Raw genomic sequence first — 24,678 nt, forward strand, 5'->3', positions numbered from 1 at the left:
AACTTCGGTCAACTCATCCGTCAAAAGCGGTCATAGCATCACAAGACATGTCCACTATGCGCAAGCACCCTATTGCGCCGTGTTGGCCTCGAATCGGTTTAAACACAAAGAAAAGCCCCTCACCGCTGTGGTGAGGGGCTCGCAGGGCCGAAGGGGTCAGAACGGGTAGTCGGCGATCACCCAGGTGGCGAACTCACGCCACTGACCGGCGGCCGCCTGGTGGGCCGGATGCTCGATGTAGCTCTTCAGCGCGGCCTCGTCGGCGACGGCGGAGTTGATGGCGAAGTCGTACGCGATCGGCCGGTCGGTGATGTTCCAGGCGCACTCCCAGAACTCCAGCCCGGGGACCTTGTCCGCCAGTTCCTGGAAGGCCCTGGCCCCCGCGACGACCCGCGGATCGTCCCGCTCGACGCCGTCGTTCAGCTTGAACAGGACCAGATGGCGGATCATGGGGGTTACTCCTACTTCACGAGCTCGGACATGAAGTCACCGACGCTCTGCGCGGCACTCGAAACGCCCTCGAACCCTACTTGGACGAGATCGGCGGCCCGTGCCGGGGACGTGATGATCGTGTAGAGCACGAAGACGACTATCAAGTAGAGAGCGATCTTCTTCGCTTGCACCATCGGCCCCTGGCTCCCCTTCGATCTCGTGCGCGGTCGGGCGAGTCTATCCGCACGAATGGCCGTATCCGCCTGCTGTTTCCGATCACTCATCCGGACTTTAGGGACCAAGGACCCGGAGATCGGGGCCCTTTGCCCGGCCTCGCGGCTTCTGCGGCCAGGCAGGATGGATGGCGAGCCCGGCGGATGTGGCAGGAAGTCCGCGGGGCGAGGAACAGGACCCGTCTGTGGGGTCCTCGCCGCGGCACCCCCCCGATCGCGGCGAGGGCTGGTAGGGCCTGTTCTCATCGGGGGGAGCGGCTTGTCCCCCCGATGCCGCTTCCCCCGACCTGAGCAGCAGCACAGCACGCAGGCCCCGGCTCCTTCCCGAGCCGGGGCCCGCGTCGTTCCGTGGGACAGGCGGAACGGGCAGGCGGAACGGGCAGGCGGAACGAGGGAGACGGAACGCAGAGAAGGGACCGACCCCAACGGGTCGGTCCCTTCATCCATCTGCGGTAGCGGAGGGATTTGAACCCTCGGTGAGTTTCCCCACACTCGCTTTCGAGGCGAGCTCCTTCGGCCGCTCGGACACGCTACCGAGAGAGAGCTTAGACCATCCCGGCCGTCCTTCGAAATCCGATTCCCGAAGGCACCGCCCGGACGCGGGGATACCAGGTCAGCGGTGGCGGAAGAAGGCGGTGAGACGGGCCGCGCAGTCGGCCTCCAGCACGCCGGGGATCACCTCGGGGCGGTGGTTGAGCCGGCGGTCGCGTACGACGTCCCAGAGCGAGCCGGCCGCTCCTGCCTTCTCGTCCCGGGCTCCGTAGACGACCCGGGCCACCCGGGACTGCACCAGCGCGCCCGCGCACATCGTGCAGGGCTCCAGCGTGACCACCAGGGTGCATCCGGACAGCCGCCATGCGCCGAGCGCGGCGGCGGCCCGGCGGAGGGCGAGGATCTCGGCGTGCGCGGTCGGGTCGCCGGTCGCCTCGCGTTCGTTGTGTCCCGCGGCGAGCGGTGTGCCGTCCGGGGCGAGGACGACGGCGCCGACCGGCACATCGCCGGCCGCCGCCGCCCGGTCGGCCTCGTCCAGGGCGCGGCACATGGCCGCCCGCCACGGGTTCCGTACGGGATCGTGCGGTGGGGGCAGGTCGTGCGGGTGCGGTGCTTCGGTCACCCGCGGACCTTAACGGACGGTCTCCAGGACCTCGGCCGCTCCCAGCGCGTCCGCGATCTCCACCAGGGCGTCCGTCCGCAGCATCAGCAGCTCCGCCTCGGGGAGCCCGAGGTCGGACAGGACCCCGGTGTCACCGAGCGGGCCTGCCGGTACGGCGTCGAGCCCGTCGTCGTCATCGTCGTCGGTGGTGTCGTTGTGGTGGTCGTCGTTGTGGTGGTCGGGGGCGTTGTCCGGCTCGTCGTCCTCAGGACCGTCGAGTCCGACGAGCTCTTCGAGGGCGGCAATCGAGTCCTCGGCCCCGGGTTCGCGGCCGAGCAGTTCATCGGTGAGCAGGATCTCCCCGTACGAGGAGCGGGCGGCGGCGGAGGCGTTGGAGACGTAGATACGCGGGTCCTCCTCACCGTCCACCCGGATGACGCCGAACCAGGCGTCCTCCTGCTCGATGAAAACGAGCACCGTGTCCTCGTCAACCGAGGCTTCACGGGCCAGATCAGTCAGATCGGACAGGGTCTCCACGTCGTCGAGATCCGTGTCGCTCGCTTCCCACCCGTCTTCGGTGCGCGCGAGCAGTGCGGCGAAGTACACCGTGACTCTCCCACTGGTCTAGGGGCCTCTCGTTCCGATCAGGCCGGGCTCGCGGGGTCCGGCACGCGCGTCTGACCCCGCTCCCTGATCCGGCCTGGTCCGAACGTAAGACCCTAGGTGTGTCGGTCCGGCGGGAGGGCAGTCGGTGGTCCGGCTGCCCTGCGTCCCGCCCATTCGGAATCGTGGCAGAAACGAGGGCCCGGCGAGAGCAGTTCGGACGTTGCGTCGGCCATCAGTTCTCGACGACGCCGCCACCAGGGGGTTCTTCCGCAGGCCGGACGGCTACCAGCGAAACGTCCTCATCCGCATGGCCTGGCGCATTCGGGCGGCCTTGACCCGCCGCGGCTGGACCCGGTCGCGCAGCGCCTTGGCCTCGTGAAGCTCGCGGAGGAACTGGGCGCGGCGCCTGCGGCGCTGCGCGTCCGTCTCCTGCGCGTCCGTCTCCTGCGCGTCGGCCTCCTGCGTGTCCCCGGTCCCGGGGCGGTCCGCCCCGTCCCGCTTCCGCTGTGCCCCGTCCGGCATCGGCTCATCACCCCAAGGCTGGGTCCGTATGCCCCCACCTTCCCCCCGAACGTGTGGTTGATGCCAGCGCACGGGTACGGGAGGCGCGGCTACTGTGGGTCCCATGCGGATCCACGTCGTCGACCACCCGCTGGTCGCGCACAAACTCACCACCCTGCGCGACAAGCGCACCGACTCCCCGACCTTCCGGCGCCTCGCCGACGAGCTGGTCACCCTGCTCGCGTACGAGGCCACCCGCGATGTGCGCACCGAGCAGGTCGACATCGAGACCCCGGTGACACCCACCACCGGCGTGAAGCTCTCGTATCCGCGGCCCCTGGTCGTGCCCATCCTGCGGGCCGGCCTCGGCATGCTCGACGGCATGGTGCGGCTGCTGCCGACCGCCGAGGTGGGCTTCCTGGGCATGATCCGCGACGAGGAGACGCTGCAGGCGTCCACGTACGCGACCCGGATGCCGGAGGACCTCTCGGGCCGCCAGGTGTACGTCCTGGACCCGATGCTGGCCACCGGCGGCACGCTGGTCGCGGCCATCCAGGAGCTGATCAAGCGCGGTGCGGACGACGTCACCGCCGTCGTGCTGCTCGCCGCGCCCGAGGGCGTCGAGGTGATGGAGCGCGAGCTGGCGGGGACGCCGGTCACCGTGGTCACCGCCTCGGTCGACGAGCGGCTCAACGAGCACGGCTACATCGTCCCGGGCCTCGGCGACGCGGGTGACCGGATGTACGGCACCGCCGGCTAGGGCCCGTCCCGGCTCCAGGACGCCCGCCCGCCCCGCCCGCCCCGCGCGGTCCTCAGCAGGAGGACGGCGCGGGGGCGGGCTTGGTCAGGGCGGTCAGGGCGGTGGAGGCCGCCTGCGGCGTGCTGAACGCCTTGAACTTCGTACCGATGATCAGATCGATGTCCGCGGACTTGCGGGCGTCGGTCTTGGTCGCGGCCCCCGGCAGCTGCGTGCCGAGCACCGGGAAGGTGCCGTTGACCGCGGTCGGAGCGCCCAGCAGTATGCCGGTCCCGGTGACCTTCTTGTCGTACGCGGCGCTGGCGTTGCCGACCTTGCCGATCGTGAACCCGCGTTTCTTCAGCTCATCGGCCGCCGCCTTCGCGAGCCCGCCGCGCGGGGTCGCGTTGTAGACGTTGACCTTGATCTTCGCGGGCTTCGGCAGTGCCACGGCGGGCGCGGACGGCTTGGCGGACGGGCAGTCCGCCTTGCGGTCGGCGGCGCTGGCCGTCTTGTCGCCGCCCGTGAAGACATCGATGAGCTGCAGCGTGCCCCATCCGGCCACCCCTAGGGCGACCACGGAGGCGGTGGCGGCGAGGACCAGTCTGGTGCGGCGGCGGGGGCGCCGCATGCGCGGGTACTTGTCACCCGTGATGCGGTATTTTCCGCCCATGCCGGGGGGAGTGAGCATGCTCATGGGCGCAGCGTAGTGCGACCCGGTGATGATGCCTACTAAATGATCAATGGATCGCACCCGTCCGAGTGGGAAAACACCCGAACGAACCCCGCGGGGCGTGTTGTGGAGCGGTGTGTGGTCTCAGCCGAGTTCGAGCACGCGGGCGTGCAGTACCTGGCGCTGCTGGAGCGCGGCGCGGACCGCGCGGTGCAGTCCGTCCTCCAGGTAGAGGTCGCCCTGCCACTTCACGACGTGCGCGAACAGATCGCCGTAGAACGTGGAGTCCTCGGCGAGGAGGGTTTCGAGATCCAGCTGGCCCTTGGTGGTCACGAGCTGGTCGAGGCGGACCGGGCGCGGCGCGACATCCGCCCACTGCCGGGTGCTTTCCCGGCCGTGGTCGGGATAGGGCTGCCCATTTCCGATGCGCTTGAAGATCACACGGAAAGCCTACCGGTCAAGAGCCGCCGGGCGCAGCCACGGAGCGGGACTGCGGTGCGGGCTACGACGGCATATAAACGTCCATTCCGGAATTGGGTCCGTGAGGAGGCTGAGGAGATGGCGGCCGGGTACGGCATCGCCGGGCCCGCTCACCTGCCCTTGGCGCCGGTCTTCGCGGCCTTGGCCGCCAGCTTGGCCGCCGCCTTGGTCTCCTGCTTGTACGCGCGGACCTCGGCGAGCGACTCGGGGCCGGTGATGTCGGCGACCGAGCGGTGCGAGCCGTCCTCCCCGTACGGCCCCGCCGCCTCGCGCCAGCCCGGCGGCCGGACGCCGAACTGCTTGCCCAGCAGCGCCAGGAAGATCTGCGACTTCTGGGTGCCGAAACCGGGCAGGGCGTTCAGCCGCTTCCGGAGCTCGGCGCCGGTGGCGGCGTCGCTCCACACTCTGCTCGCCACACCGTCGTACTGAGCCACCAGGTACTGGCACAGCTGCTGCACCCGCTTGGCCATGGAGCCCGGATAGCGGTGCAACGCGGGTTTCGCGGTGAACAGCTCGACGAACGCCTCGGGGTCGTACACGGCGATCTCATGGGCGTCCAGATCGTCCCCGCCCATCCGCTGCGCCAGGGTGTACGGGCCGGAGAAGGCCCACTCCATCGGCACCTGCTGATCCAGCAGCATGCCCACCAGGGCGGCGAGCGGACTGCGTCCGAGGAGTTCGTCCGCCTCCGGCTGCTGGGCGATCCGGAGGGTGATGTCCTGGCCTTTGTCGCTCTTGGTCATGGCCCGATCATCGCGAGCGCGGGGTGCGACGGCCAGCACCATCACCGCCTGCGGAGCTGTTGGCGGCCGATTGAAGCCGTTTGCCGCTCTTTGTAACCTTTTGCAGCCGATTCCGGCCCTCACCGCACCCCGGGCGGCAGCTTGTCGGGGTTGGCGACGTCGTAGATGCCGCTGATCTGTTCGCCGTCCTGTGTCAGGTCGAGGACCATCACGGCGAACGGGGTGTCGCCGCTGAACGGAACCGCCGCGGGGTCGCCGTTGACCTGCCGGTAGACGATCTCGAGGCCCTCGCGGTGCGATGCGCGGGAGATGAGCAGCCGGGCGACGTTGTCGCGGCCGTGCACCAGGAGCGGTCCGGCCGCCGGGGACTTCCCGCCGCCGTCGGCCCAGAGGGTGACGTCGGGGGCGAGCAACCGCATCAGCGCGGCCGGGGCGGGACGAGCGGGGACAGGGATGCTGCGGGGTCCGGGGGAGCCTGGTGCGGCGCCGGGGCCCGGGTGATCATGTCCCGCGGGAGCTGTTGCCACACGGGGGCACATGCTCTTCATGGACGGGAAGTCGGCGTGTTGCCGGGCGCGGGGCGCGTCCAGGGCTGTCGGGTCTGTCAGGGCCGAACGGGCGCGGCCTCGCCGAGCCGCTCGCGCAGGGTGCCGGCGAACTCCTCGGCCCGCCCCAGCTGCTTGCGCAGGTCGGCGACGCGCTCGGCGGCGGCCTGCTCGAAGTGGCGCACGCGCTCCAGGAGTTCCTCGCGCTCGGCGCCCGCCGGGGGCGGGACCGCGTCGAGGCGGTCGGTGGCGTCGAGGAGGTCCCGCATCTGGTCCAGGGTGAAGCCGAGCGGCTTCATGCGGCGGATCACCATCAGGCGGGCGACGTCGGTCTCGGTGTAGAGGCGGAACCCGCCCTGGGAGCGGGCCGAGGGGATGACCAGGCCGGTTTCCTCGTAGTGCCGGATGGTGCGCAGCGACAGCTCGGTCCGCGCGGCGACCTCGCCGATCTGCATGTGGTCGCTGCTCACGCGGGTGCCTTTCCTCGTCTGCCGCCGGGGCCCGGTCCAGGTCTCGGCCCAGCGGCGGTCTGCGTCAATCTCTACCGTTACGTTAGAGTAGAGTCGGCGGCTGTCAGGGTTTGAGCCACCGCCGTTCCGTGTTCATGGTGCGGGACGGGTCGGCCCGTCGCCAAAAGCCGTGCCGGGACCGACGACGCCCCCGGCGAAGCCCGATGCCGCAGGAGAGCGCGTGCGCATGCTCGTACAGCCCGGCGTCGCCGCCTTCCCGCCGTGAGCCCCTGAGCGGCGGCATCCGGACGGTCCGCAGGTCATGCCGCTGCTCCCTGTGACTTCGGCCCGCCGCTCGCGGGCCTCGCGGATGGCCATCCGGGTCTCCGTACGGCCATCCCGGTCGCCGCGTACGGCGACCTCGGCCTTCGTACTGTTCCGTACGCCCCTCGGTGACGCCGGGTGGGCCCGAGCACGACAGGTTCCGCTTCTCTTGACTACCTCCGCACTGTCCCCGGCCGCGCGGCTGCGCGGTCTGCGTCCCGACTGGCTGTCCGACCCGAAGGTCTGGCGCACCGAGGTCCTGGCCGGCCTGGTGGTCGCGCTCGCGCTGATCCCCGAGGCGATCTCGTTCTCGGTCATCGCCGGGGTCGACCCCGCCATCGGCCTGTTCGCGTCCTTCACCATGGCCGTGACCATCTCGGTCGTCGGCGGACGCCGCGCGATGATCTCCGCCGCGACCGGCGCCGTCGCCCTGGTCATCGCCCCGCTCAACCGCGAGCACGGGCTGGGCTACCTGGTCGCGGCGGTGATCCTGGCCGGCTTCTTCCAGATCGTCCTCGGGGCGCTCGGCATCGCGAAGCTGATGCGGTTCGTGCCCCGCAGCGTGATGGTCGGCTTCGTCAACTCCCTCGCCGTCCTCATCTTCATGGCCCAGGTCCCGGAGATGCACGACGTGCCCTGGCCCGTCTACCCGCTGATCGCGGCCGGTCTGGCTCTGATGGTGTTCTTCCCGAAGGTCACCAAGGTGATCCCGGCCCCGCTCGTGTCCATCGTGATCCTCACCGTGATCACCGTCGCCGCGGGGATCGCGGTGCCGACCGTGGGCGACAAGGGCGAACTGCCGTCCGCCCTGCCCGTACCTGGCCTGCCCGACGTGCCCTTCACCCTGGACACGCTGACCACCATCGCCCCCTACGCGCTCGCGATGGCGCTGGTCGGCCTGATGGAATCGCTGATGACGGCCAAGCTGGTCGACGACATCACCGACACCCACTCCTCCAAGACACGTGAGTCCGTCGGCCAGGGCATCGCCAACATCGTCACCGGCTTCCTCGGCGGCATGGGCGGCTGCGCCATGATCGGCCAGACGATGATCAACGTAAAGGTGTCCGGGGCCCGCACCCGCCTGTCCACGTTCCTGGCGGGTGCGTTCCTGATGGTGCTGTGCATCGTCTTCGGCCCGATCGTCTCCGACATCCCCATGGCCGCGCTGGTCGCCGTCATGGTCATGGTGTCCTTCGCGACCTTCGACTGGCACTCCATCGCCCCGAAGACGCTGAGGCGGATGCCCGCCGGCGAGATCGCCGTCATGGCCGTCACCGTGGCCTGCGTCGTCGCCACCCACAACCTCGCGATCGGCGTCGTCGTCGGCACCGTCACCGCGATGGTCGTCTTCGCCAAGCGCGTCGCCCACCTGGCCGACGTCACCGCCGTCGTCGACCCCGACGGCACCCAGGTCGTCTACGCGGTCACCGGTGAGCTCTTCTTCGCCTCCTCCAACGACCTGGTCACCCGGTTCGACTACGCCGGCGACCCCGACAAGGTCGTCATCGACCTGACGGCCACCCACATCTGGGACGCCTCCTCCGTCGCGGCGCTCGACGCGATCGAGACGAAGTACGCCCAGCGCGGCAAGTCCGTCGAGATCATCGGCCTCAACCAGCCCAGCGCCCAGATCCACGACAGGCTCAGCGGCGAACTCACCGGGGGGCACTGAACGGTGTCCACAGGGCGTGCCGCGCATGGGGCGCCGCAGCCCGTCATGCCGCGGGAGGCTCCGCGTGCCCGGTGCGGCCGGGCGTCAGCGTTGGTATCGCGTTCCTCATCAGCGCGTTCTGTGACCGCCAGGTCGGTGGTCAGGCGGTCGTGGCGGGACGCGGGCTGCCGTGGAAGACCTGGCTGCTGTGCCAGGAACGGTGGGCGGCGGCGATGGGGCGGACGCCCGGCTGGGGGCCGAGGAGCGGTCGGCCGGCGAGGGTGATGACATGCTCGCGGGCGGCGGTGCTGTGGCCGACGAAGCTCTGCGAGACCAGGATGCGGTGGCCCTCGCCATGGCCTTCGCCGAGACCGAGTACGCCCTTGTCGAACAGCTTGTGGTGCAGCGAGCACAGGCACAGCCCGTTCTCGACGTCGTCCGGCCCGTCGAACGCCCACCACCGCACGTGGGCGGCCTCAAGCCCGACCGGCACCGCGCCGATCCTGCCGTCGTACCCGCAGAAGGCGCACCGGTACTCGTACGCCGTCAGGACCGTCTCCCGCATCCGCCGGTCCCGCCGCCGGCGTGCGGCAGAGAGCTGCCCGGTCTCGGCCTCCTCCAGCTCCAGGCCGACGGCTTCGCACAGCTCTCCGTGGAGGGAGGGCGGGAAGTTCAGATCGAGCAGCACCCGCGCCATCCGGCCGAGGAGGGACGGCTCCCGCCGCAGCGCCGCCCGTAGCTCCGGCGTCAGCCGCCCGGCGGCGCCGCTTGCGCGCAGCTCCCTGACCCCGGTGCCGGGACTGCCCGGCCCGCGCTCGGTGCGCACCTCCCAGACGCCGTCACTCACCAGATGGTGGAAGGGGTAGGCGGGAGTCGTCCGGTTACCGGGACCGTATTCGGCGAGCAGTCCCCGCAGGTCCTCCTCCACGGCGCTGTACCGCAGCTCGTCATCAGCGTCCTGCTGGAACCGGCTGAGCGCGTACAGGAACAGCAACGGCTTGTGCGCGGCCCGGGTCCCGCCCCTCGTCCACTGCCTCAACTGCGCGGTGCGCTCGACCCAGTTCATAGTCGGCGATCGTAGTGGCGGCTCGTCGCAGCGTTCGGCCGTGGGGCATCGCCCCGGGGGCCGGCCGGGCACCGGCCCACGACGCGGATCCCGGCTACCCGGGCATGACGCCGTGGATACGGGAGAGGGCGAAGACCCGGTCGTCGTCGCGCAGGCGGCACCACGCATACAAGTAGGGCGGGTCGAGCACGAGCTCGCTGAGGGTGCGTACGGTCCGGTTGCCCGAGGCGGCGACGTACTCGACCGTGACGGCTGTGCCGGAGTCGATGGCATGGGCGAGCTGACGGACGTCGCTGTACGCCAGGTTCTTGGCGTATCCGGCGACGATCTCCTCGGTGTCCGTGCCGTAGGGGACCCCGGTGCCGAACGGGTCGGGAGCCGGAAGCGTCGTCGGGGCGGCCCGCAGCCTGGCGGCCAGTGCGCTCAGGCCGACGGTCACCGGAGTCGCCGTCGGCAAGGACTGCCGCCGCTGGCCCGGGACCGGGGCGGCAGGCCGGCGCCGGATCCGTTCGACGCGTACGGTTCCGTCGGCCCTCTCGGCGACGGGGGCGTAACCAGCGGTCCGGAGCGCGGCGAGGGTCTTGTCGAGTGGGGTCCGGCTGACCAGCACGGTCGGTGCCAGCAAGCGCAGGCCGAGGGCGGCGAGCTTTCTGTGCGTGGCGAGTTCGGCGAGGAGAGCGGGTTCTTCGCCGTGGATCACACAGGCAGCGGGGGCGATGCGGACACGGCCGTGAGTGCGCGCGGAGTCGTTGATCAGGTACGACAGCGACTGGGGCAGGGCGCCGACCGCGACGGCGCTCAGGTCGGCCGCGATGGCGTTCGCCGTGCGGCCCGTGTCCAGGGCACGGCGAACGGTTGTGGGGCTGAACCGCCACACCGATGCCGTGCCACTGACTTCCTTGTCCGCGACGCTGTCCAGCAGTGCGGCGAGGCGGGCGGACGGTGTTCCGGTGACGACGGCGGTGAGGTCCGTGCCGAAACGGGCTGCCCCGGTGGCCGTCGGCAGCAGCCGGTCACAGGCGGCGGCCAGCGCTTCTGTGCCGTCGGCCCGCAGAGCGGCACCGATGGGGGACAGGGCGCCGCGGGCGACGACCCCGAGCAGTTCCGCTTCTCGGATCGCCGTGGCGAAAGGCGTGGTGTCCTGGGGGAGCGACTCGGCGAGCGGGCGATGCCAGGCGACCAGTGGCCCGAGTTCCGCGGGGCCGTGCACTCCCCGGTCTGCCGGGAGCTGCGCCGCGGCGGCGAGGAGCCCCTCCCGGGTCTGTAGACAGCCGCCGCAGGGCGGTGTTCCGGCGAGCGCGGGCAGCGCCTTGCCGTCCTCGTCGCGTGCCTGGGTCGGAGTCAGCGGCAGCGTTCGCCAGGCGTGGAGAAGCGTGGTGAGCTGCTCCGCCGGTTCTCGTTCCGCCCAGATGTCGTATGCGTCCGTTGCCGCGACCCGGTCGCTGTCCTGTGCCAGCAGCCCGGCGTCGTACGCCGTCTCAAGAACGAGACGTACGACGGCGGTGTCGCATGGTGCCGACTTGCTGACCCGGGACAACTCACGTGCTCCGATCCCCCCGGACTTCAGCAGGACCGGCGGAGCCGCGGAGCACGCCGCCAGAACCGACGCGGCATGTGCGGCGAACGCGGTGGCGGCGGCCGCCGCCTCCCGGTCCACTTCCGCCGAGGTGACGGACACCGTCCGCGCGACGGGCGGGGCGGGCTCGAAGGGAGCGCGCCAGCCGACTCCGCGCAGGGCGAGCGCCACCTCGGCGGGCATGCGGGTGGATCCGTGTCCGGAGTACCGGCCCTGGACCAGCAGCCCCCGCTCCAGTGCCCAGCGCACACCCGGCTCGGAGTCGGCCGACGGCGTCCTGGACATGAGGAAACGGTCGTGTGATTGGGCCTGTTCGCCCTGGTGGGAGGCTCGCCGCTCCAGCAGCCTCCGGGTGGACGCAGGCGCCGAAGCGATGACGGCAGCCACCCGCTCCGGATCGCCGTGGTGCTCCAGGAGGGCTGTCAGCCGATGCTTCTTGGTGGTGCCGGGCGACGGGATGCCCAGGGCCACCAGCATGCGCCGCAACTCCTCGGAGGTCGTGTCCGCCAGCAGCCGGGTGAGCGGTGCGTCCAGCCCCAGCGGCGACTCCCACGCCTGCCGCAACGGCGCCGCCATGCGCAGCAGCCCTTCGCCGTCCAGCCAGACGAGTGCGCGGTCGCCCAGCACCTCCAGGGCCGCGCACAGCCCGGGAGCGCTCTCCGTTCCGGTCGCATCCAGCAGATCGGCCAGGGCGGCACAGGGAACGGAGCCCAATGCCGCCAGTGCCTCGGCCACTTGCAGGTGTGGCAGCGCAAGCGCGCTCAGCACGGGGGCTACCGACGACGGGCGCTGAAGGCGGTCCGCGAGTTCGCCGAACGATCGTGGTTCGGGCGGGGACACGGCATCCGGTCGAGCTGCCAGGATCCGCTCGAGCCGGTCGTTTTCCAGACCACTCAGCCACGTGGCCAGAGTTGATCCGCTGGGCTTGTCGATGGGGACACCTCACAAAGACGAGTGCCGATGGTCTCCGACCGGAATCGGTCCTGCACAGAACCAGAATGGCGGATCGCGGGCGACGCTTGCCTCCTGAGCCGTCAGGAACCCGCTTCTGAGTGAAGGCGAGCAAGGGCGGAGGATACGAGATTCGAACTCGTGAGGGGTTGCCCCCAACATGCTTTCCACATGGTCGCCTGGGAGCTCGAAGAGGTATGGGGACATTCTGACCTGCGGTGGGGAAGGTGCCGATGGAACGTCTGAAAGGTGCTGTACGGAGGCGAGTCCAACGAGAACTGCAACCGGGCCCTGGCAGCTTCGGTGGCGGTCGCCATTTTCTCGTAGCTGCCTTCACGGAGGCGTCCTGACAGGACTTACCGGGCCGGAGGCCCCTCCGTTGACATCCAACCTAGTCGCCGCAGGTCAGCGCGCTGCACGCGACTAGCTTCGCTGTCAAAGGACATAGGTGGAAGCGACATGCAGAAGAACCTCTGGAGGTGTACGGCGGCCCGCGTCCAACAACTCGTCGGCGGCGGGCGGACCGTAGGCCGTTCATCGTGCAGGTCTTTGAAGGTGCAATGCCGTGGACCGGAAGACGGTGAACAGGCGGCGCTCGGCGAACTGCCACGGCGTCCTCGCGGCGGTCGTGAAGGCAGCGGGGCCTTCCGCAAGGTGCGTCAGAACGCCCAGCAGGAGCGTGTGCGAGACGGCCAGGACTGGGCCGTACCGGTGGGCAGTCTGGTGGAGGAAGGCGGCGCAGAGGCGGGCTCGGGTGTGGAGGTCGGTGAGGCTTTCGCCGTCTTCGCAGCGTAGGGAGGGGTTGGCGAGTCTGCGGGCGCGCCAGGCCCGGTAGGCCGGCGGATAGGTCTCGGCGGCGCGTCCGAGGACGATGCTCGGGGCGCGCCACTCGGCGAGGAGGCCGGAGGTCGCGACGATCGGCAGGCCCGTGAGGTGCGAGATGAGGGACGCGGTCTGGCGGGCGCGGGGGATCGGGCTGGTGACGATCGCGGTGATGCCGTTGGGAAGGGGCAGGGAGCGGCGAACCCCGTCGCGGCCTTCCACGGTGAGGGCGGCTTCGTGCGGGGCGTGATGGCCGGGACGGTGGCCTTCGTAGGCGCCGTGGCGCATGAGCCAGATGTCAGCCAAGGATCCAGCCTCCGTCGACGCGCAGGGTCTGGCCGCTGATGAAGCCGGCGTCCTCCGTGGCGAGGAAGGCGACGGCTGCGGCGACGTCGTCCGGGCGGCCTCGGCGCTGGACGCACTGGCGGGCGAGCTGTCGTGCGGTCATGGCTTCCGGGTCGTCGACGACCGTGTCCTCGGCGGGGACGCGGATGGAGCCGGGGGCGACGCAGTTCGCGGTGATGCCGTCGGGTCCGAGTTCGCGGGCGAGGGCGCGGGTGAGTCCTTCGAGGCCGGCCTTCGCGCTGATGTAGCCGGCGAGGTCGTGGCGGCCTGCGGTGGCGAGGACGGATCCGATCGTGATGATCCGGCCCCAACCGACGGTGGTCATGGCGGGGGTCAGCTCGTGGGCGAGGAGGTAGTGGCTGGTCAGGTTGGTGGCCAGCATGTCGTCCCAGTGGACGGGTGTCGTATCCGTCCATGTTCGGCGCGGGTAGGCGCCCGCCGTGCTGACCAGGATGTCGATCGGGCCGAGCTGGTCGTGTGCCTGGTGGCAGAGGGCGCGTACGGCATCAGGATCTCGGAGGTCAGCTTCCAGAAGAGCGGCAGCGCAGCCGTTTCCGGTGATCTGGGCGGCGAGCTCGGCTGCGGTGTGTTCGTCGCCGAAGTGGGCGAGAGCTACGGCGGCGCCGTCGGCGGCGAGGCGGCGGGCGATGGCTGATCCGATGCCGCCGGTTGCGCCGGTGACCAGGGCAGTGCGGCCGTTCAGGGGGCCGGGCATGGCGACTCCAGTGGGCAGAAGTACGTGGCAGGGGCGAAGGTGGGGCTCATGGCTTCGGTGAGCCGGGCGAGAAGGACAAGCCGGTCCTCGGGGGCCAGGTCGGCCAGGTCGTAAACGCCGAGAATGCGCATGACCAGGTAGGGGCGGAGAAGGTTCGACAGGTCCGCGCCGGGCCAGAGGCGGTCCGTGATCGGTCGTACGAGCCGGTCCCAGTACAGGGTCACGGCGGTGCGCCGAGGAGCCGAGAGGCGCGGGGTGTAGTCGATGTGGATGGTTTTCGTGGCGTGGTCGACGTCCGCCCGTCGGATCTCGGGGGAGTTGGCCGGCACGCGGTTGAAGGTTGCGGGGTGGTCGGCGAAGGCTGCCGGGTTGTACGTGGGCACGAGCCAGCCGCCGAGGGCGGAGGCGTACCAGAGGAAGTTGGCGAACTCGCCCAGGATGCTGTTCATCCCCGCGGTGTCGTAGTCGAACCAGGCGAGCGGGTGGGCGAGGTTGACGTCGGTGGGGTCGCCCTGGGTGAGGGCCGCCCAGACCGGTTCCGTAGAGGCGAAGTGGGCGCGCAGCCAGCGGAGGGTGGCGGCCCAGTCCACTTGCTGTCGGCGGCCGTTGATGCTCAGGGTGTACGTGCCGAGACGGGAGACGGGGATGTCTACGAGGCCGTCGGCGACCAGGAAATCCCTCCCGGCGTAATACGTGTCGAGCCGCCCGCCGGGCGCCGCGCGATCCCCGTACAGCTTCTGGACGACACGGGTCGGATCGGTCGGTCGCGCGGTCGTGAGAATGACGTCGCGGTACGTGCTGGTGAGCCGGTCCATGTAGTCGTGGAGGGCGCTGCTCGGTTCGTCCGTGTTGAGGAGATCGAGCAAAAGTCCTTGATCTGTTCCGCAGGGGAGGCGTTCGTACGCGAGGAGGTGTCCGCCGGGTACGCGGAGATGCGCGTGGAGAGTGGGTACGCGGTAGTGCCGGGCCAGCCGGGCGTGTCCGCGGATCTCCTGGCAGGCTTCGGACGGGTCGCGGGTGTACTTCAGGAGGAGGGTTCGGCCGAGGAGGTCGACAGGGCAGAGCAGGTTGCGGGTGAAGCGTCGTACGGGACCGACCCGCAGAAGAGGCCGGACCGTCATAGCCCCACCCCGTTCAGCAGGTCGATGCAGACCCGGGCCAGCGAGGCGGACGGGAAGGCGTCCATGCGGGCGTCTGTGCCCGGGGCGATGGCGTCGCGGACGGGGCAGAGGTCGCCCTGGTGCATGCGGTGGGACTGGCCGGTGGCGACGGCGTGGTGGTGGGGCAGGCCGGTGCGCCACTTGCTGTGGCTGTGACGCGCGTACAGGCCGACGACCGGCGGGCCACTGCCGTCGCTGCCACGCGCCAGCGCGGCGAGGTGGGTGAGGCCGGTGTCGTTGCCGACGACCAGACGGCAGCGCGGGAAGAGGTCTGCCAGGTCGTTCGCCGGCACCCCGTCGATCCGTAGGACCTGCACGTGGCGTCTCGATGGTTCCGCGGAGATCCTGATACCGCCATCCTGGGCGCCGCCGATGAGCAGGAGCCGGGCCTGCGACTGCTGTGCCTCGGCGATCTGCTCGGCTAGGGCGATGTAACGCTGGGCGGTGTAGTCCTTGCGCTCCGGCCAGCTGGTGGCGGTGACGGCAGCGATGGTGAGGCCGTTCAGCCAGCCCACTGAGCCCAGTTCTTCCACGAGTTCGTTCGGCCCGGTTGCGAGGAAGGGAGCGAACGGTGCGGTGGCGGCCAGCCGGATTCCGAGGCGGCGTTCCAGCGCCAGGTAGTGGCGGGCGGGCAGGTCCGGGTGGGCATAGCCGTCGCTCGACCAGCAGGGCGGGGCGGCCGGGTCGCACACCAGGTTCACTGCCGCCCCCGAGGCCCGTGCCTCGACCCCGGCGCGGTCGCTGATCACGGCGCGCCGGCTACTGGACGTGGTGACCGGTGGCTGTGTGACCAGGCCGGTGCGGGCGATTAGTCCTGCGTACGGGCCCGTCGCCTGAACGGCCACACGAACCGAGCGCACACGCAGCCAGTCGACGAGCGCGCGGACCGCCGAGAGGGCGAGGAGGGTGTCCCCGAGCTTCCCCTCGAAGGCCACCTCGATCTCGCCGCAGCTACTCAGGCGCTCGACGAGCTCGTCCGAGGCGGGAAGAGGAAGTGGTGCACCGAGGGGAACGCCGTCACGGTTGTACCCGAGCGGAGTGGTGTGAACGGCCCCGGCGGGGGTGACCTGCGAGCCGGGATGGAACCGGATCCCCGCCGAGGCGACCGCGGTCACGCCGGACCCTCGATCGTGGTGAGGGCGACCATCGGCAGGCCGAGGCCGGTGAGCAGGTCGCGGGCTCCGCGCGTGGTGTCCTCCACCAGACAGACCGCAGCCAGCGGAACCGCACCGGCCTCGCGGAGACGGCAGGTGAGGTCCGCCAGGGTCCGGCCGGTCGTGATCTCGTCGTCCACCAGGACCATCCGTTGTCCGGGGGTGATGCCGTACGCGAAGACGTCGGTACGCATCGCGTGGGGCTCGCTGAAACGGACCACGCCGTCGAGCGGCAGGTGCAGCTTCCAGGCGATCTTGTACGGCAAGTGGGCGGTGGCAGAGAGGGAGACGGTCGGCAGGATGCCGCCGGCATCCAGACCGAGGAGATAGTCCACGGCACCGAGTCCGTCCGGTACTTGCTCCTGAAGGCGCTGCCACAAGTCGGCCCCGGTGGTGGCCAGGCTCTCCGGGTGAACCGGGTCCTCCAAGCCGTCCAAGGAGTGGATGACGCGTTCGGTGCGGCTGGCCGCACCGACGCTCAGGCGTTCGACGATTCGGGCCGAGAAGGGCTGCACGGCGACGGTTTCGGGCATGACGAAGCTCCTGTCGGATGGAGGGGAAGGAAAAGGGGGGTTGTTCAGGCAGCGAGCTGAGTGGCGTACCAGGCGAGGAGCTGGTCGACAGCCGCGGTGACGGGCTTGAGGGCGAGCTCGGTGTCGCCATCACGCCAGGCGCTGGAGATCTCGGCCAGGGAGGGCACGGGTGCAGCGGTCAGCCCCGGCATCCGGGAAGCCGCGGAAAGAATCCGGTCGGGCCCGACCTCCCACTGGCCGTGCTCGCGGAGGAGGAGACGGCAGGCCAGCACGAGGTGCTTGTAGAGCTGCCGCAGGGTGTCCGGCCCCGCGTCGGCTCGCAGGCGGCGCATGGTGAGGATGACCTGGGGGAGTTCATGGATGGCGGCCAGTGCGAGCTCGTCCCGTGTGATGGTCGGCAGTTCGATGCCGGGTGCGGTGTGCAGGGCGGGTTGGCCCTGCTGGAGCTGATACAGGGCGAAAGCCAGGCGGGGAGTGAGGCGCCGGGCGGTCAGTTCGCCCGGGGTGACGAGGGTGGGGCCGAGCGAGGCCGCACCGTTCAGAGCGCGCCGGTACTCGTGCACGGCCTTGTGGATCCGGCCGGTGATCTTGTGGTCGGCGATCACGAGCAGATCCAGGTCGGACCAGCCGGCGATCCAGGTCCCCTCGCCAGGGCTTCCGGTCAGGGCGGCAAGTTGCACGCCAGTGCCGTATGTCCGTACCGCGTCGGTGAAGTCGGCCGTCGCCGAGGCGACAGCGGCCGGCAGGCCCAGCCCGTACGGGGTGGCTACGTGCAGTGTTATGGGGGCGGGTGGGGTGGCGATGCGTCGGAGTCGGGCGCGCAGGGCGGTGATGCTGCCCGAGTTGTCGATTACGTGGTCGGCCAGCGCGGCGACCTGGTGGGCGCCGCGGCTCATCTTGATCTCGTCCTTCGCAGCGACGGCCGGGGCCTGCATGCCGGACCGTTCCACACGTACGGCGAAGGAAGCGTCCAGGTAGACGACCTGGAGCCTGTCACCCATGAGTTGCTTGAGCTCGGCGATCGAGGCGTCGTCGTGCACGGACTCGATGGTGAACAGCCGCGTGTCGACGTGGTGCTCCGCGAAGCGGTTCAACTCGCCGAGCATCAGCCCTGCCTGCCTTCGCGCCGACAGGGTGTACGGGTCTGCGAGCCCCTCCCGGTGAGCGGCCTGCCGCAGCAGGAAGCCGATCTTGAGGCGCTGGGCCCCGCACATGCGCCGGACGAACTCGGCACTGGTGCTCTTGCCGCACTCGCTCAGCCCGCCGAACGCGAGAACCCGGCGCAGGTGCCGGCTCGGCTTGATCTCAGTGGGGACAACATCGTCCCGGCCGTACAACTTGAACCGGGCCGGCGTGGGGAGCCGCCTGCGCCCGGCGACGACGTCAGAGACCAGCGAGTCGAGAGCGGCACGCAGCTCCTCCTGCTGGCCGAGAAGGGCCGGCACACGACGGCGGGCCAGCTCATCCCTGACAGCGGCCCGCTCGCTGTGCCAGAGGCGCAGCGTCAGCACCGACAGGCGGTCGACGACCGACGCGAGCGTCTCGGTGTGCAGCGACGCGTCGGCACAGCCCGCGTCCGCCAGCGCGCCGAGGACCTCGTCGGCCCGCTCGGCGAGTGTGTTGCGTTCGGCGTTGAGCTGATCGATCTCGCGCTTGCAGTCGGCGACCTGGGCGGTGGACAGTAACGCGCCGCGCACCCGGTCCTCGGTGTCCCACAGGCGTCCGTTGACGGTGTGGAGCCGCGTAACGGTGTCGTCCAGGCGGCGCCGGTCCTTGTCCTGGAGGGCTGCCAGGGCCCGGGCCAGGCCCGAAGGCAGGACCAGAGGAGGGGAGTTCTGGGTCATCGGGGACTCCCGTCGGTGAGGTGGGTGATACCGAGGTGATCGCGTACGTCGTCGTGTACGTCGTCCAGGGAGCGGCCTTCGCAGTCCACGATGGCGCTGTACGCGCCGTGGCCGGCCTGGTGGAGCAGGGCCGCGTGCAGCGTCTTCTGGTACGCCGGGTAGATCCCGGTCCAGGGACGGCCCTCGCGTGCGCTGGTGATGGCGTAGCTGCGCTCGGCATCGCGGGACGGGATCAGGAGGATCGAGGTCTCTGCTGCTCCGGCACGTGAACCAACAAGGCTCATCACGGTTTTGAGCGCCTCTCCCACCTTCAGCCCGTCCTTGACCACGCAGGTCGCGGCGGACACGGCGAGGAGCATGGGCAGGCCGCGGTCGAGCAGACCCGTACGCCCGGTCTCACGGGCAGCGGCCCGCTTGGTGTGGCCGGCCAGCAGCATCTCTGTCAGCTCGACGGTCGTAGATGTCTCGAACCACCATCGGGCGTAGTCGCCGCCCGCCACCCGCGCCCACGGCTCGGGGTCGTGCTCGTGGACGGCGCCAAGCGGCTGGCAGCCGCCCCACCGCTCGGCCAGCCGCACGAGGTGGGTCGTCTTGCCCACGTTGTCGGGGCCGTTGAGGCTGATGAAGTCCGGTGCTCGCCTCATCGCTCACGTCTCGCGGATCGGAGCGTTGAGGACAGAGACGATCGCCTCCGTGTTCGTGGCGATGAAGTCGGCCAGCTCCGGCGGCATCAGGTTCAGCTCACGGGCGGCCTTGGCGGTGAACGGCACCCGGACCACCTCGTACCCGCCCCGCTCCGGCTTGGCGAACTCCGTGCCCGTACGGGCGGACAGGTCCATCGACTCCAGGCGGGCCGCGAAGATGTGCTGAACGCCGATGCCACCCTCCAACTGGTCGGTGATCAGATGGACGAGTTCGGCGTGCTCCAGCTTGCCGCCGAGCTCCTCGAACACCTCGCGGTGCAAGGCTGCTTCGATGGTTGCGTCGTCTTCCTCTACGCCGCCGCCGACCGTCACCCAGTACGGGTCCCTGTCCGGCTTGGTGCGCTTGATCAGGACCAGGTCGTCGCCGTCGAGGAGGATGACGCGGGCGTTGCGCTTGACGATGTCGGTCATACCGTTGGCTCCTTCTGAACGAGGTACAGGAGAGAACGGGCGGAGCACCGCCTGGTGGCGGTTGGTACTCCCCGGCTCGGTGAACTCAGCATGGTGCAGGCCGGGTCCGGGGAGTGAGGTAGGAGCGCTGCAGCAATGCCGCACCGTTGCTGCAGTTGGCTGGCTACGCTGAGTTTTTGGGTGTCCCATCGGGCTGCGGACAGGGGGTACGGCGATGGTCACGGTGCAGCGATGGTCCGGCCGGGAAGCGCGGCTGCTGCGCGACTCCCTGCGCATGAGCCTTCGGGATTTCGCCGCGTACCTGGGCGTCAGCGACCGGACTGTGTCGAACTGGGAAGGCGGCGGGACCGGTTACCTTCCGCGTGCCGAGTCGCAGGCAGTCCTCGATACGGCACTCAGCCGGGCGTCGGACGACGCGAAGGCGCGGTTCGGCGCGGCCCTCGGACCGGAGAGCGGCGTGCCGTCCGTCGTCGGCGTGATCGAAGTGGACTCCCATAAGTTCCTGCCGGTCTTCATCGGCGTTGAGCGCGCCCGCCGACTCCGCGCACACATGACACCGAGTGCGGGCACGGATTGGCTGGAGTCCTCGACGGCACGTGTGGACCACCCCGAAGCGCAGGAATGCTCCCTGTACGTCTTCGCGTGCGGCGTCGCTGTCTTCCACCTCGTCCAGCCCCACGAGCCGGCATCGCTCACCGAACTTGCCGTGTGGCGCTACCGCTCGTACGCCTCCGACCTCCCCTGGGCGCGGGACAAGATCCGCGACCTCCTGGGCGAGGACCAGCCCGGCGTCCCTCATCCCGAGTACGTCCTCTCCCTGTACTGGCTCACCTCCAGCCCCTGGACCGGCAACACCTACGACACCGTCCTGCGCCTGCTCTCCACGCCCTCGGTCCTGGTCGACCGCGGCGCCTTTGGCGGCCCCGCGCCGTTGGACGGTTCGGTCGAGGAGTCGCTCCTCGCCACCGGCTTCGACCACCCGGAGGTCGTGCCCTTCGGCGTACGGGGAGTCTCCACCGGCTACGCGGGATGGTCCGGCGTCGCCTATGCGTCGCACTCCCGCGAGCGCAGCCTCACGATCGACGAGCTGATCACCTGCGAGCTGACCGTCCAGGCCCTGTGGTGCTTCACCCACCAGATCCAACAGATGATCGAGGACGGACAAGACCCCTCCATGCCCGAGCAGTACGGCTGGCGCTTTCTGCGCGCCGCGTACTCCCGGCTCACGACGGCCCGCGCTCAGGAGACCGCTCAACACGTTCTGATGCGGGAAGCCATCATGAAGACCAGCGGGCTGGCCGAACGGCTGCGCGCCGCGCAGGACGCTCTACGCGAGGGCGTTGGCTGAGGGGCAAGAGGCAGGAGAGACGGCGGATGGACATCGGCAGCGCCGCGCTGGTCGTGATCGACATGCAGAACGGCTTCGTGAACCACCACAGCCGCAACGCGGTGCCAGCGGTCTCCGGCCTGATCGCCCAGTGGACGACCACCGGCCGACCAGTGGTCTTTACCCGCTACTTCAACTACCCCGGCAGCTCCTACGAGCGCTTCTTCCAGTGGCACCGGCTCCAAGAGCCGCCCGAGACCGACATCGTGCCCGAACTCGCCGAGGCCGCTGCCCACGCGCACAAGGTCATCGACAAGACCGGGTACACGCTGTTCACTCCCGAGGCTGACGAACTGATCCGCCAGGCCGGCTGGACCGACCTAGTCTTCTGCGGGATCGCCACCGAGAGCTGCGTCCTGAAATCCGCCGCCGATGCCTTCGAGCGGGACTACGCACCCTGGATTGTCACCGACGCCTGCGCCACTGACGCGGGCCCGGATGTCCACGACGCCGGCCTCGTCGTTGCACGTCGCCTGGTCGGATCCAGCCAACTCGTCACCACCGATCATGTGGTGGGGCAACTCACTGCGTACTCTGGGGCGCCGGTGCTGGAATAGCCCCATGGCCGACACCTCGCCCCGCACCGGTTCGCCCGCATCCCAGGACACCGACCTGATCATCATCGGAGGCGGGCCGGCCGGCTGCGCCGCCGCCCGCATGGCCGCCGGCGTCGGTATGCGCTCGGTCTTGGTCGAGCCGGACAGGCTGTGCCGCAACCTCTACCGCATCGGGGCCCTGAACAACGTCCTCGGCGGGCACATCAGCGGCTCCGCGCTTGCCGAAGCCATCACCGCCGAGTTGAAGAGCACGGAGCTGTGCCGCCTGGAACTCGGCCGCCGCGTAGTCGAACTCCGTGCCGAGGACGACAATGTCACCGTCACCCTGAATACCGGTACCCGCCTGGCTGCCCCGTACGCAGTCGTCGCCACCGGCGTCGGTCCCCTCCAGCCCCATGATGTCCCCTGGATCACCGCTCCCAGCGGCCTCATCTTGCCCCCGCTCTGGCAGGCCGACGCGGACGACGCCCAGGGCCGCACTTTCCTCGTCCTTGGTGGTGACCGCCCGATCGGCACTTTCCTCCGTGCCCACCCGGACACGGACACCCGCCTGCTCGTCGCCTACCCGGAGGCGGACGTGTACAAGGTCGAGGAGATCCGCGACGACCCCCACGTCACGCTCTTGCCCGTCGCGCGCCTGACTCTGCACACTTCCGAAAAGAGCTCGGCAACAGCGGACTTGGTGGGCCAGGACGGCGCACGGCGCGTGGTCACCGCAGACGCCACGTACGTGAGCATTGGGAACGCACCGGCGGCCCCGTCCGGTGATCTCGTCCGAAGCGCCGACGGCTACGCCCCGCCCGCCGGCCAGCACCCCCGCATCATCGTGGCCGGAGACCTGCGCTCTGCCCGCTTCCAGCGGATCATGACGGCCTTGGGCTCCGGCAGCGAGGCCGCGCTGCGCGCCTACTACGCTGCCCGAGACCTATCGCTGCCCTCGTGAACCTCGGGCAGCCGACGGATGATCTCCCCCTCGCCCGTGTCCCGGCCCAGCGCAGTCGACGGGCCACGTGGATCACGGCTGTGGAGCGGGCAGCGGCTGCTTCCGTCCTGGGTCGCCCTCCGTGAGAGGTGGGCCCGTGTTTCCCGTGCTCTCAAGTGACGCGCCGCTACGGACGCAACGCGGCGATGGCGTGCGGCAGGTGCCGCTCCCAGGCTGGTTCGAGGCCGGTTCAGTGTCAGAGGGGCAACTGCAACCACCAACGTCGAAGGGTCCCGCAGCAAGCTGCGGGACCCTTCGACGTATTACCCGGTGAGAGCAATGGCGGAGGATACGAGATTCGAACGCGTGAGGGGTTGCCCCCAGCACGCCTTCCACATGTTCGCCCGGGGTGCGGGTACGTACGAGAACGTCCTGACCAGCGGCGCGGCATGGTCGGGTACGCCATTGGACGGTGCTGTACGCCAGTGAACGCAACCATGACTGCAACCACGGGCCCCTGCCTCTGCTCACGCCCTGCGCCAGGCGCTCAGCGGTTCCTCGGTGGCCATGGCCTCTTCGGGCGGTCAGTCACAGGAACAGCGACCCCGATACGGGAAGGGTGGCGATGGATCTGCTGCCGCAGCCTTCGCTTCGAGGCACCCAGAAGCGTCGGCGAGCCGGGGTCGGTATGAGGCCCGGGTCGCCCTCGTACCCGGTTATTCGGGGAATGGGCCGCGGACCGAGACCCCGCCGTCCAGCACGATCTGCTGACCGGTGATGTAGCGCGCCTCGTCCGAGGCCAGGTAGACGGCCGCAGCAGCCATCTCCTCCGACGTCCCGTATCGGCCTGCCGGGATTTCCGGGACCCATGCGTCGGAGGGACCGGCGTTGACAGCAGTGCTGATCGCCCCACCTGCGACGACGTTCATCCGGATGCCGTCGGCCGCGTACTCGGCAGCGACGGTCCGCGCCAGGCTGTACAGGCCGGCCTTGGCAGCGCCGTAACCGGCCTGCTTCGGAGCGGCCATGAATCCGGTGACCGAGCCGATGCTGACGATGTTCCCGCCGGTGCCCTGTTCCAGGAACAGCCGCAACACGCGCCGCACCGCGCGAGCCACGTAGCGCAGGTTTACGTCGTAGACGGTGTCCCAGTCCTCGTCGGTCATCTCGTGCAGCCTGACCGCGGGTACGAACGCGACTTGCCCGCCGACCACCGTGATCAGTATGTCCAGCCCGCCGAGCCGTTCGGCCGCGCCGGCGATCACGTCTTCGAGCTGCTCGCTGGAGCGGACGTCACCGCTCAGCGCATGGGAGACGTGCCCGGCCGCACGCAACTCGTCCGCTGCCTCGGTTGCCCGTGCAGCATCCACGTCGGCCACTGCGACTGTCGCCCCGGCGGCTGCACAGGAACGGACGATGCTTCGGCCGATTCCGGCCCCGCCCCCACCGATCACCAGAGTCCGTTTGCCGTCGAGCCTGCTCAATCCGGCCATGTGCCCTCCACCCTCGTCAAGTTGCCCAAAGTTAGTCGCGACGAGGCCGACGAGGAAACAAGAACGACCTGAAGGAGTCGCGGAAGTGGGTGTCAGAAAGCCCTCGTGCCTGTCGGCTGCGCTGCCGAGGAGCACACCGCCGTCATCCTGATCCGGCCCGGTGGGCAGAAACGCATGTTGAAGTTGAAGGGGACCGGAGCAGGTGGCTGCGGGCTCCGAGCCGGTGCGGCCTCACTGCGATCTGTGGAACCTGCCCGCCGTTGCCGGTCGAGGCCGGAAGCCGGGGCGGTCGGGCTGATCGATGGGATCAGGACCGCCCTTGGCCATCGCCGCCGCACCGCCTGCCGCTCGGGCTTCGTACGCGTTCCCGCGAGGAAGGCCCTGACCAGTCGAAACCGGTCAGGGCCTTCTTCGTATGCCCGGCCGGCGCGGAGCGTATTCGTCCTGACCTGGGGCGGAGGGGACTGGACGCCTCGTGGTGGACGGTGCCGGACGGAGGCGAATGAGACCAAAACTGAGACCAAAACTGAGACCAAGGCGTGTGTGCTCGTCCCGACTCCTTCGTGATC

At 69.9% G+C, this 24,678-nt stretch carries 26 protein-coding genes and 1 tRNA gene; 5 read left to right on the forward strand and 22 right to left on the reverse strand.

Features of this window, described 5'->3' with window-relative positions; genetic code table 11:
* Nucleotides 1-156: 156 nt before the first annotated feature.
* The 6 genes from ACIQM0_RS34835 to ACIQM0_RS34860 all read right to left on the reverse strand — a co-directional run bounded on the left by ACIQM0_RS34835 (nucleotide 157) and on the right by ACIQM0_RS34860 (nucleotide 2,886).
* Nucleotides 157-450, reverse strand: a complete 294-nt coding sequence (locus ACIQM0_RS34835; RefSeq protein WP_362961493.1) for a Dabb family protein — start codon at nucleotides 448-450, stop codon at nucleotides 157-159.
* Nucleotides 451-461: 11 nt separating this feature from the next.
* Complete coding sequence (locus ACIQM0_RS34840; protein WP_185092260.1) at nucleotides 462-626, reverse strand: hypothetical protein; 165 nt, start codon at nucleotides 624-626, stop codon at nucleotides 462-464.
* A 489-nt stretch (nucleotides 627-1,115) separates the two neighbouring features.
* A tRNA-Ser gene (locus tag ACIQM0_RS34845) sits at nucleotides 1,116-1,200 on the reverse strand.
* Nucleotides 1,201-1,278: 78 nt separating this feature from the next.
* Nucleotides 1,279-1,779 carry a tRNA adenosine(34) deaminase TadA gene (tadA, locus tag ACIQM0_RS34850; RefSeq protein WP_401294543.1) on the reverse strand — a complete coding sequence of 167 codons (501 nt, stop codon included), beginning with the start codon at nucleotides 1,777-1,779 and terminating at the stop codon, nucleotides 1,279-1,281.
* Nucleotides 1,780-1,788: 9 nt separating this feature from the next.
* Complete coding sequence (locus ACIQM0_RS34855; RefSeq protein ID WP_401294545.1) at nucleotides 1,789-2,364, reverse strand: hypothetical protein; 576 nt, start codon at nucleotides 2,362-2,364, stop codon at nucleotides 1,789-1,791.
* 282 nt (nucleotides 2,365-2,646) lie between these two features.
* Nucleotides 2,647-2,886, reverse strand: coding sequence for a hypothetical protein (locus ACIQM0_RS34860; protein ID WP_401294547.1), 240 nt, complete (start codon nucleotides 2,884-2,886; stop codon nucleotides 2,647-2,649).
* A 103-nt stretch (nucleotides 2,887-2,989) separates the two neighbouring features.
* Here ACIQM0_RS34860 and upp point away from each other — a divergent pair, with 103 nt between their 5' ends.
* On the forward strand, nucleotides 2,990-3,625 hold the full coding sequence (gene upp / locus ACIQM0_RS34865) for a uracil phosphoribosyltransferase (protein ID WP_219573448.1): 636 nt from the start codon (nucleotides 2,990-2,992) through the stop codon (nucleotides 3,623-3,625).
* A gap of 52 nt (nucleotides 3,626-3,677) precedes the next feature.
* On the opposite strand, the gene ACIQM0_RS34870 is transcribed toward upp, so the two are convergent.
* The 5 genes from ACIQM0_RS34870 to ACIQM0_RS34890 all read right to left on the reverse strand — a co-directional run bounded on the left by ACIQM0_RS34870 (nucleotide 3,678) and on the right by ACIQM0_RS34890 (nucleotide 6,512).
* Entirely contained in the window at nucleotides 3,678-4,274 is a 597-nt protein-coding gene (locus tag ACIQM0_RS34870; RefSeq protein WP_401294608.1) for a LytR C-terminal domain-containing protein, read from the reverse strand.
* 144 nt (nucleotides 4,275-4,418) lie between these two features.
* Nucleotides 4,419-4,715 carry a type II toxin-antitoxin system VapB family antitoxin gene (locus ACIQM0_RS34875; RefSeq protein ID WP_073736427.1) on the reverse strand — a complete coding sequence of 99 codons (297 nt, stop codon included), beginning with the start codon at nucleotides 4,713-4,715 and terminating at the stop codon, nucleotides 4,419-4,421.
* A gap of 149 nt (nucleotides 4,716-4,864) precedes the next feature.
* On the reverse strand, nucleotides 4,865-5,497 hold the full coding sequence (locus ACIQM0_RS34880) for an HhH-GPD-type base excision DNA repair protein (protein ID WP_401294550.1): 633 nt from the start codon (nucleotides 5,495-5,497) through the stop codon (nucleotides 4,865-4,867).
* A 119-nt stretch (nucleotides 5,498-5,616) separates the two neighbouring features.
* Nucleotides 5,617-5,916 carry a hypothetical protein gene (locus tag ACIQM0_RS34885; RefSeq protein WP_401294552.1) on the reverse strand — a complete coding sequence of 100 codons (300 nt, stop codon included), beginning with the start codon at nucleotides 5,914-5,916 and terminating at the stop codon, nucleotides 5,617-5,619.
* A 185-nt stretch (nucleotides 5,917-6,101) separates the two neighbouring features.
* Entirely contained in the window at nucleotides 6,102-6,512 is a 411-nt protein-coding gene (locus tag ACIQM0_RS34890; RefSeq protein WP_401294554.1) for a MerR family transcriptional regulator, read from the reverse strand.
* A gap of 472 nt (nucleotides 6,513-6,984) precedes the next feature.
* Between ACIQM0_RS34890 and ACIQM0_RS34895 the strand changes: the two genes are divergently transcribed.
* Nucleotides 6,985-8,490, forward strand: a complete 1,506-nt coding sequence (locus ACIQM0_RS34895; protein ID WP_401294556.1) for a SulP family inorganic anion transporter — start codon at nucleotides 6,985-6,987, stop codon at nucleotides 8,488-8,490.
* Between the two features lie 139 nt (nucleotides 8,491-8,629).
* On the opposite strand, the gene ACIQM0_RS34900 is transcribed toward ACIQM0_RS34895, so the two are convergent.
* From ACIQM0_RS34900 to ACIQM0_RS34945, 10 genes are all read right to left on the reverse strand, one after another.
* Nucleotides 8,630-9,535: a phosphorothioated DNA-binding restriction endonuclease gene (locus ACIQM0_RS34900; RefSeq protein ID WP_401294558.1), complete on the reverse strand. Its 906-nt coding sequence runs from the start codon at nucleotides 9,533-9,535 to the stop codon at nucleotides 8,630-8,632.
* A gap of 94 nt (nucleotides 9,536-9,629) precedes the next feature.
* A complete protein-coding gene (locus ACIQM0_RS34905; RefSeq protein ID WP_401294610.1) occupies nucleotides 9,630-12,044 on the reverse strand; it encodes a helicase-associated domain-containing protein in 2,415 nt (804 codons plus the stop codon).
* 552 nt (nucleotides 12,045-12,596) lie between these two features.
* Entirely contained in the window at nucleotides 12,597-13,190 is a 594-nt protein-coding gene (locus tag ACIQM0_RS34910; protein ID WP_401294560.1) for a histidine phosphatase family protein, read from the reverse strand.
* Entirely contained in the window at nucleotides 13,183-13,944 is a 762-nt protein-coding gene (locus tag ACIQM0_RS34915) for an SDR family NAD(P)-dependent oxidoreductase (RefSeq protein ID WP_401294562.1), read from the reverse strand. Before ACIQM0_RS34915 ends, ACIQM0_RS34910 begins: the two co-directional genes overlap by 8 nt.
* Nucleotides 13,929-15,065, reverse strand: a complete 1,137-nt coding sequence (locus ACIQM0_RS34920; RefSeq protein ID WP_401294564.1) for a hypothetical protein — start codon at nucleotides 15,063-15,065, stop codon at nucleotides 13,929-13,931. Before ACIQM0_RS34920 ends, ACIQM0_RS34915 begins: the two co-directional genes overlap by 16 nt.
* Entirely contained in the window at nucleotides 15,062-16,219 is a 1,158-nt protein-coding gene (locus ACIQM0_RS34925) for a glycosyltransferase family 9 protein (protein WP_401294566.1), read from the reverse strand. The genes ACIQM0_RS34920 and ACIQM0_RS34925 overlap by 4 nt, the downstream gene beginning before the upstream one ends.
* Entirely contained in the window at nucleotides 16,216-16,791 is a 576-nt protein-coding gene (locus tag ACIQM0_RS34930; protein ID WP_401294568.1) for a phosphoribosyltransferase, read from the reverse strand. The genes ACIQM0_RS34925 and ACIQM0_RS34930 overlap by 4 nt, the downstream gene beginning before the upstream one ends.
* Before the next feature lie 44 nt (nucleotides 16,792-16,835).
* A complete protein-coding gene (locus ACIQM0_RS34935; RefSeq protein ID WP_401294570.1) occupies nucleotides 16,836-18,635 on the reverse strand; it encodes a DUF4254 domain-containing protein in 1,800 nt (599 codons plus the stop codon).
* Nucleotides 18,632-19,279 (reverse strand): hypothetical protein, encoded by a 648-nt coding sequence (locus ACIQM0_RS34940; protein ID WP_401294572.1) that lies wholly within the window; start codon nucleotides 19,277-19,279, stop codon nucleotides 18,632-18,634. Before ACIQM0_RS34940 ends, ACIQM0_RS34935 begins: the two co-directional genes overlap by 4 nt.
* A 3-nt stretch (nucleotides 19,280-19,282) precedes the next feature.
* Nucleotides 19,283-19,750: an NUDIX domain-containing protein gene (locus ACIQM0_RS34945; protein ID WP_401294574.1), complete on the reverse strand. Its 468-nt coding sequence runs from the start codon at nucleotides 19,748-19,750 to the stop codon at nucleotides 19,283-19,285.
* Between the two features lie 274 nt (nucleotides 19,751-20,024).
* On the opposite strand from ACIQM0_RS34945, the gene ACIQM0_RS34950 reads away from it, so the two are divergent.
* From ACIQM0_RS34950 to ACIQM0_RS34960, 3 genes are read left to right on the forward strand one after another with little or no spacing between them, the layout of a single operon-like run.
* Entirely contained in the window at nucleotides 20,025-21,098 is a 1,074-nt protein-coding gene (locus tag ACIQM0_RS34950; protein ID WP_401294612.1) for a helix-turn-helix domain-containing protein, read from the forward strand.
* 26 nt (nucleotides 21,099-21,124) lie between these two features.
* Nucleotides 21,125-21,694, forward strand: coding sequence for an isochorismatase family cysteine hydrolase (locus ACIQM0_RS34955; protein ID WP_401294576.1), 570 nt, complete (start codon nucleotides 21,125-21,127; stop codon nucleotides 21,692-21,694).
* Nucleotides 21,695-21,698: 4 nt separating this feature from the next.
* Nucleotides 21,699-22,637: an FAD-dependent oxidoreductase gene (locus ACIQM0_RS34960; RefSeq protein WP_401294578.1), complete on the forward strand. Its 939-nt coding sequence runs from the start codon at nucleotides 21,699-21,701 to the stop codon at nucleotides 22,635-22,637.
* A 695-nt stretch (nucleotides 22,638-23,332) separates the two neighbouring features.
* On the opposite strand, the gene ACIQM0_RS34965 is transcribed toward ACIQM0_RS34960, so the two are convergent.
* Nucleotides 23,333-24,244 (reverse strand): SDR family NAD(P)-dependent oxidoreductase, encoded by a 912-nt coding sequence (locus ACIQM0_RS34965; RefSeq protein WP_401294580.1) that lies wholly within the window; start codon nucleotides 24,242-24,244, stop codon nucleotides 23,333-23,335.
* Between the last annotated feature and the right edge of the window lie 434 nt (nucleotides 24,245-24,678).

The sequence above is a fragment of the Streptomyces sp. NPDC091387 genome (assembly GCF_044756945.1).
Taxonomy (GTDB): Bacteria; Actinomycetota; Actinomycetes; order Streptomycetales; family Streptomycetaceae; genus Streptomyces.

Excerpts from the sequence above, each read along its gene's own strand:
- ACIQM0_RS34945 (WP_401294574.1), bottom strand. The coding sequence starts at position 19,750 with ATGACCGACATCGTCAAGCGCAACGCCCGCGTCATCCTCCTCGACGGC.
- ACIQM0_RS34900 (WP_401294558.1), bottom strand. The coding sequence starts at position 9,535 with ATGAACTGGGTCGAGCGCACCGCGCAGTTGAGGCAGTGGACGAGGGGC.
- ACIQM0_RS34960 (WP_401294578.1), top strand. The coding sequence starts at position 21,699 with ATGGCCGACACCTCGCCCCGCACCGGTTCGCCCGCATCCCAGGACACC.
- ACIQM0_RS34835 (WP_362961493.1), bottom strand. The coding sequence starts at position 450 with ATGATCCGCCATCTGGTCCTGTTCAAGCTGAACGACGGCGTCGAGCGG.
- ACIQM0_RS34940 (WP_401294572.1), bottom strand. The coding sequence starts at position 19,279 with ATGAGGCGAGCACCGGACTTCATCAGCCTCAACGGCCCCGACAACGTG.
- ACIQM0_RS34885 (WP_401294552.1), bottom strand. The coding sequence starts at position 5,916 with ATGCGGTTGCTCGCCCCCGACGTCACCCTCTGGGCCGACGGCGGCGGG.
- ACIQM0_RS34930 (WP_401294568.1), bottom strand. The coding sequence starts at position 16,791 with ATGCCCGAAACCGTCGCCGTGCAGCCCTTCTCGGCCCGAATCGTCGAA.
- ACIQM0_RS34915 (WP_401294562.1), bottom strand. The coding sequence starts at position 13,944 with ATGCCCGGCCCCCTGAACGGCCGCACTGCCCTGGTCACCGGCGCAACC.
- ACIQM0_RS34860 (WP_401294547.1), bottom strand. The coding sequence starts at position 2,886 with ATGCCGGACGGGGCACAGCGGAAGCGGGACGGGGCGGACCGCCCCGGG.
- upp (WP_219573448.1), top strand. The coding sequence starts at position 2,990 with ATGCGGATCCACGTCGTCGACCACCCGCTGGTCGCGCACAAACTCACC.
- ACIQM0_RS34840 (WP_185092260.1), bottom strand. The coding sequence starts at position 626 with ATGGTGCAAGCGAAGAAGATCGCTCTCTACTTGATAGTCGTCTTCGTG.
- ACIQM0_RS34935 (WP_401294570.1), bottom strand. The coding sequence starts at position 18,635 with ATGACCCAGAACTCCCCTCCTCTGGTCCTGCCTTCGGGCCTGGCCCGG.
- ACIQM0_RS34950 (WP_401294612.1), top strand. The coding sequence starts at position 20,025 with ATGAGCCTTCGGGATTTCGCCGCGTACCTGGGCGTCAGCGACCGGACT.
- ACIQM0_RS34880 (WP_401294550.1), bottom strand. The coding sequence starts at position 5,497 with ATGACCAAGAGCGACAAAGGCCAGGACATCACCCTCCGGATCGCCCAG.
- ACIQM0_RS34955 (WP_401294576.1), top strand. The coding sequence starts at position 21,125 with ATGGACATCGGCAGCGCCGCGCTGGTCGTGATCGACATGCAGAACGGC.
- ACIQM0_RS34870 (WP_401294608.1), bottom strand. The coding sequence starts at position 4,274 with ATGGGCGGAAAATACCGCATCACGGGTGACAAGTACCCGCGCATGCGG.
- ACIQM0_RS34920 (WP_401294564.1), bottom strand. The coding sequence starts at position 15,065 with ATGACGGTCCGGCCTCTTCTGCGGGTCGGTCCCGTACGACGCTTCACC.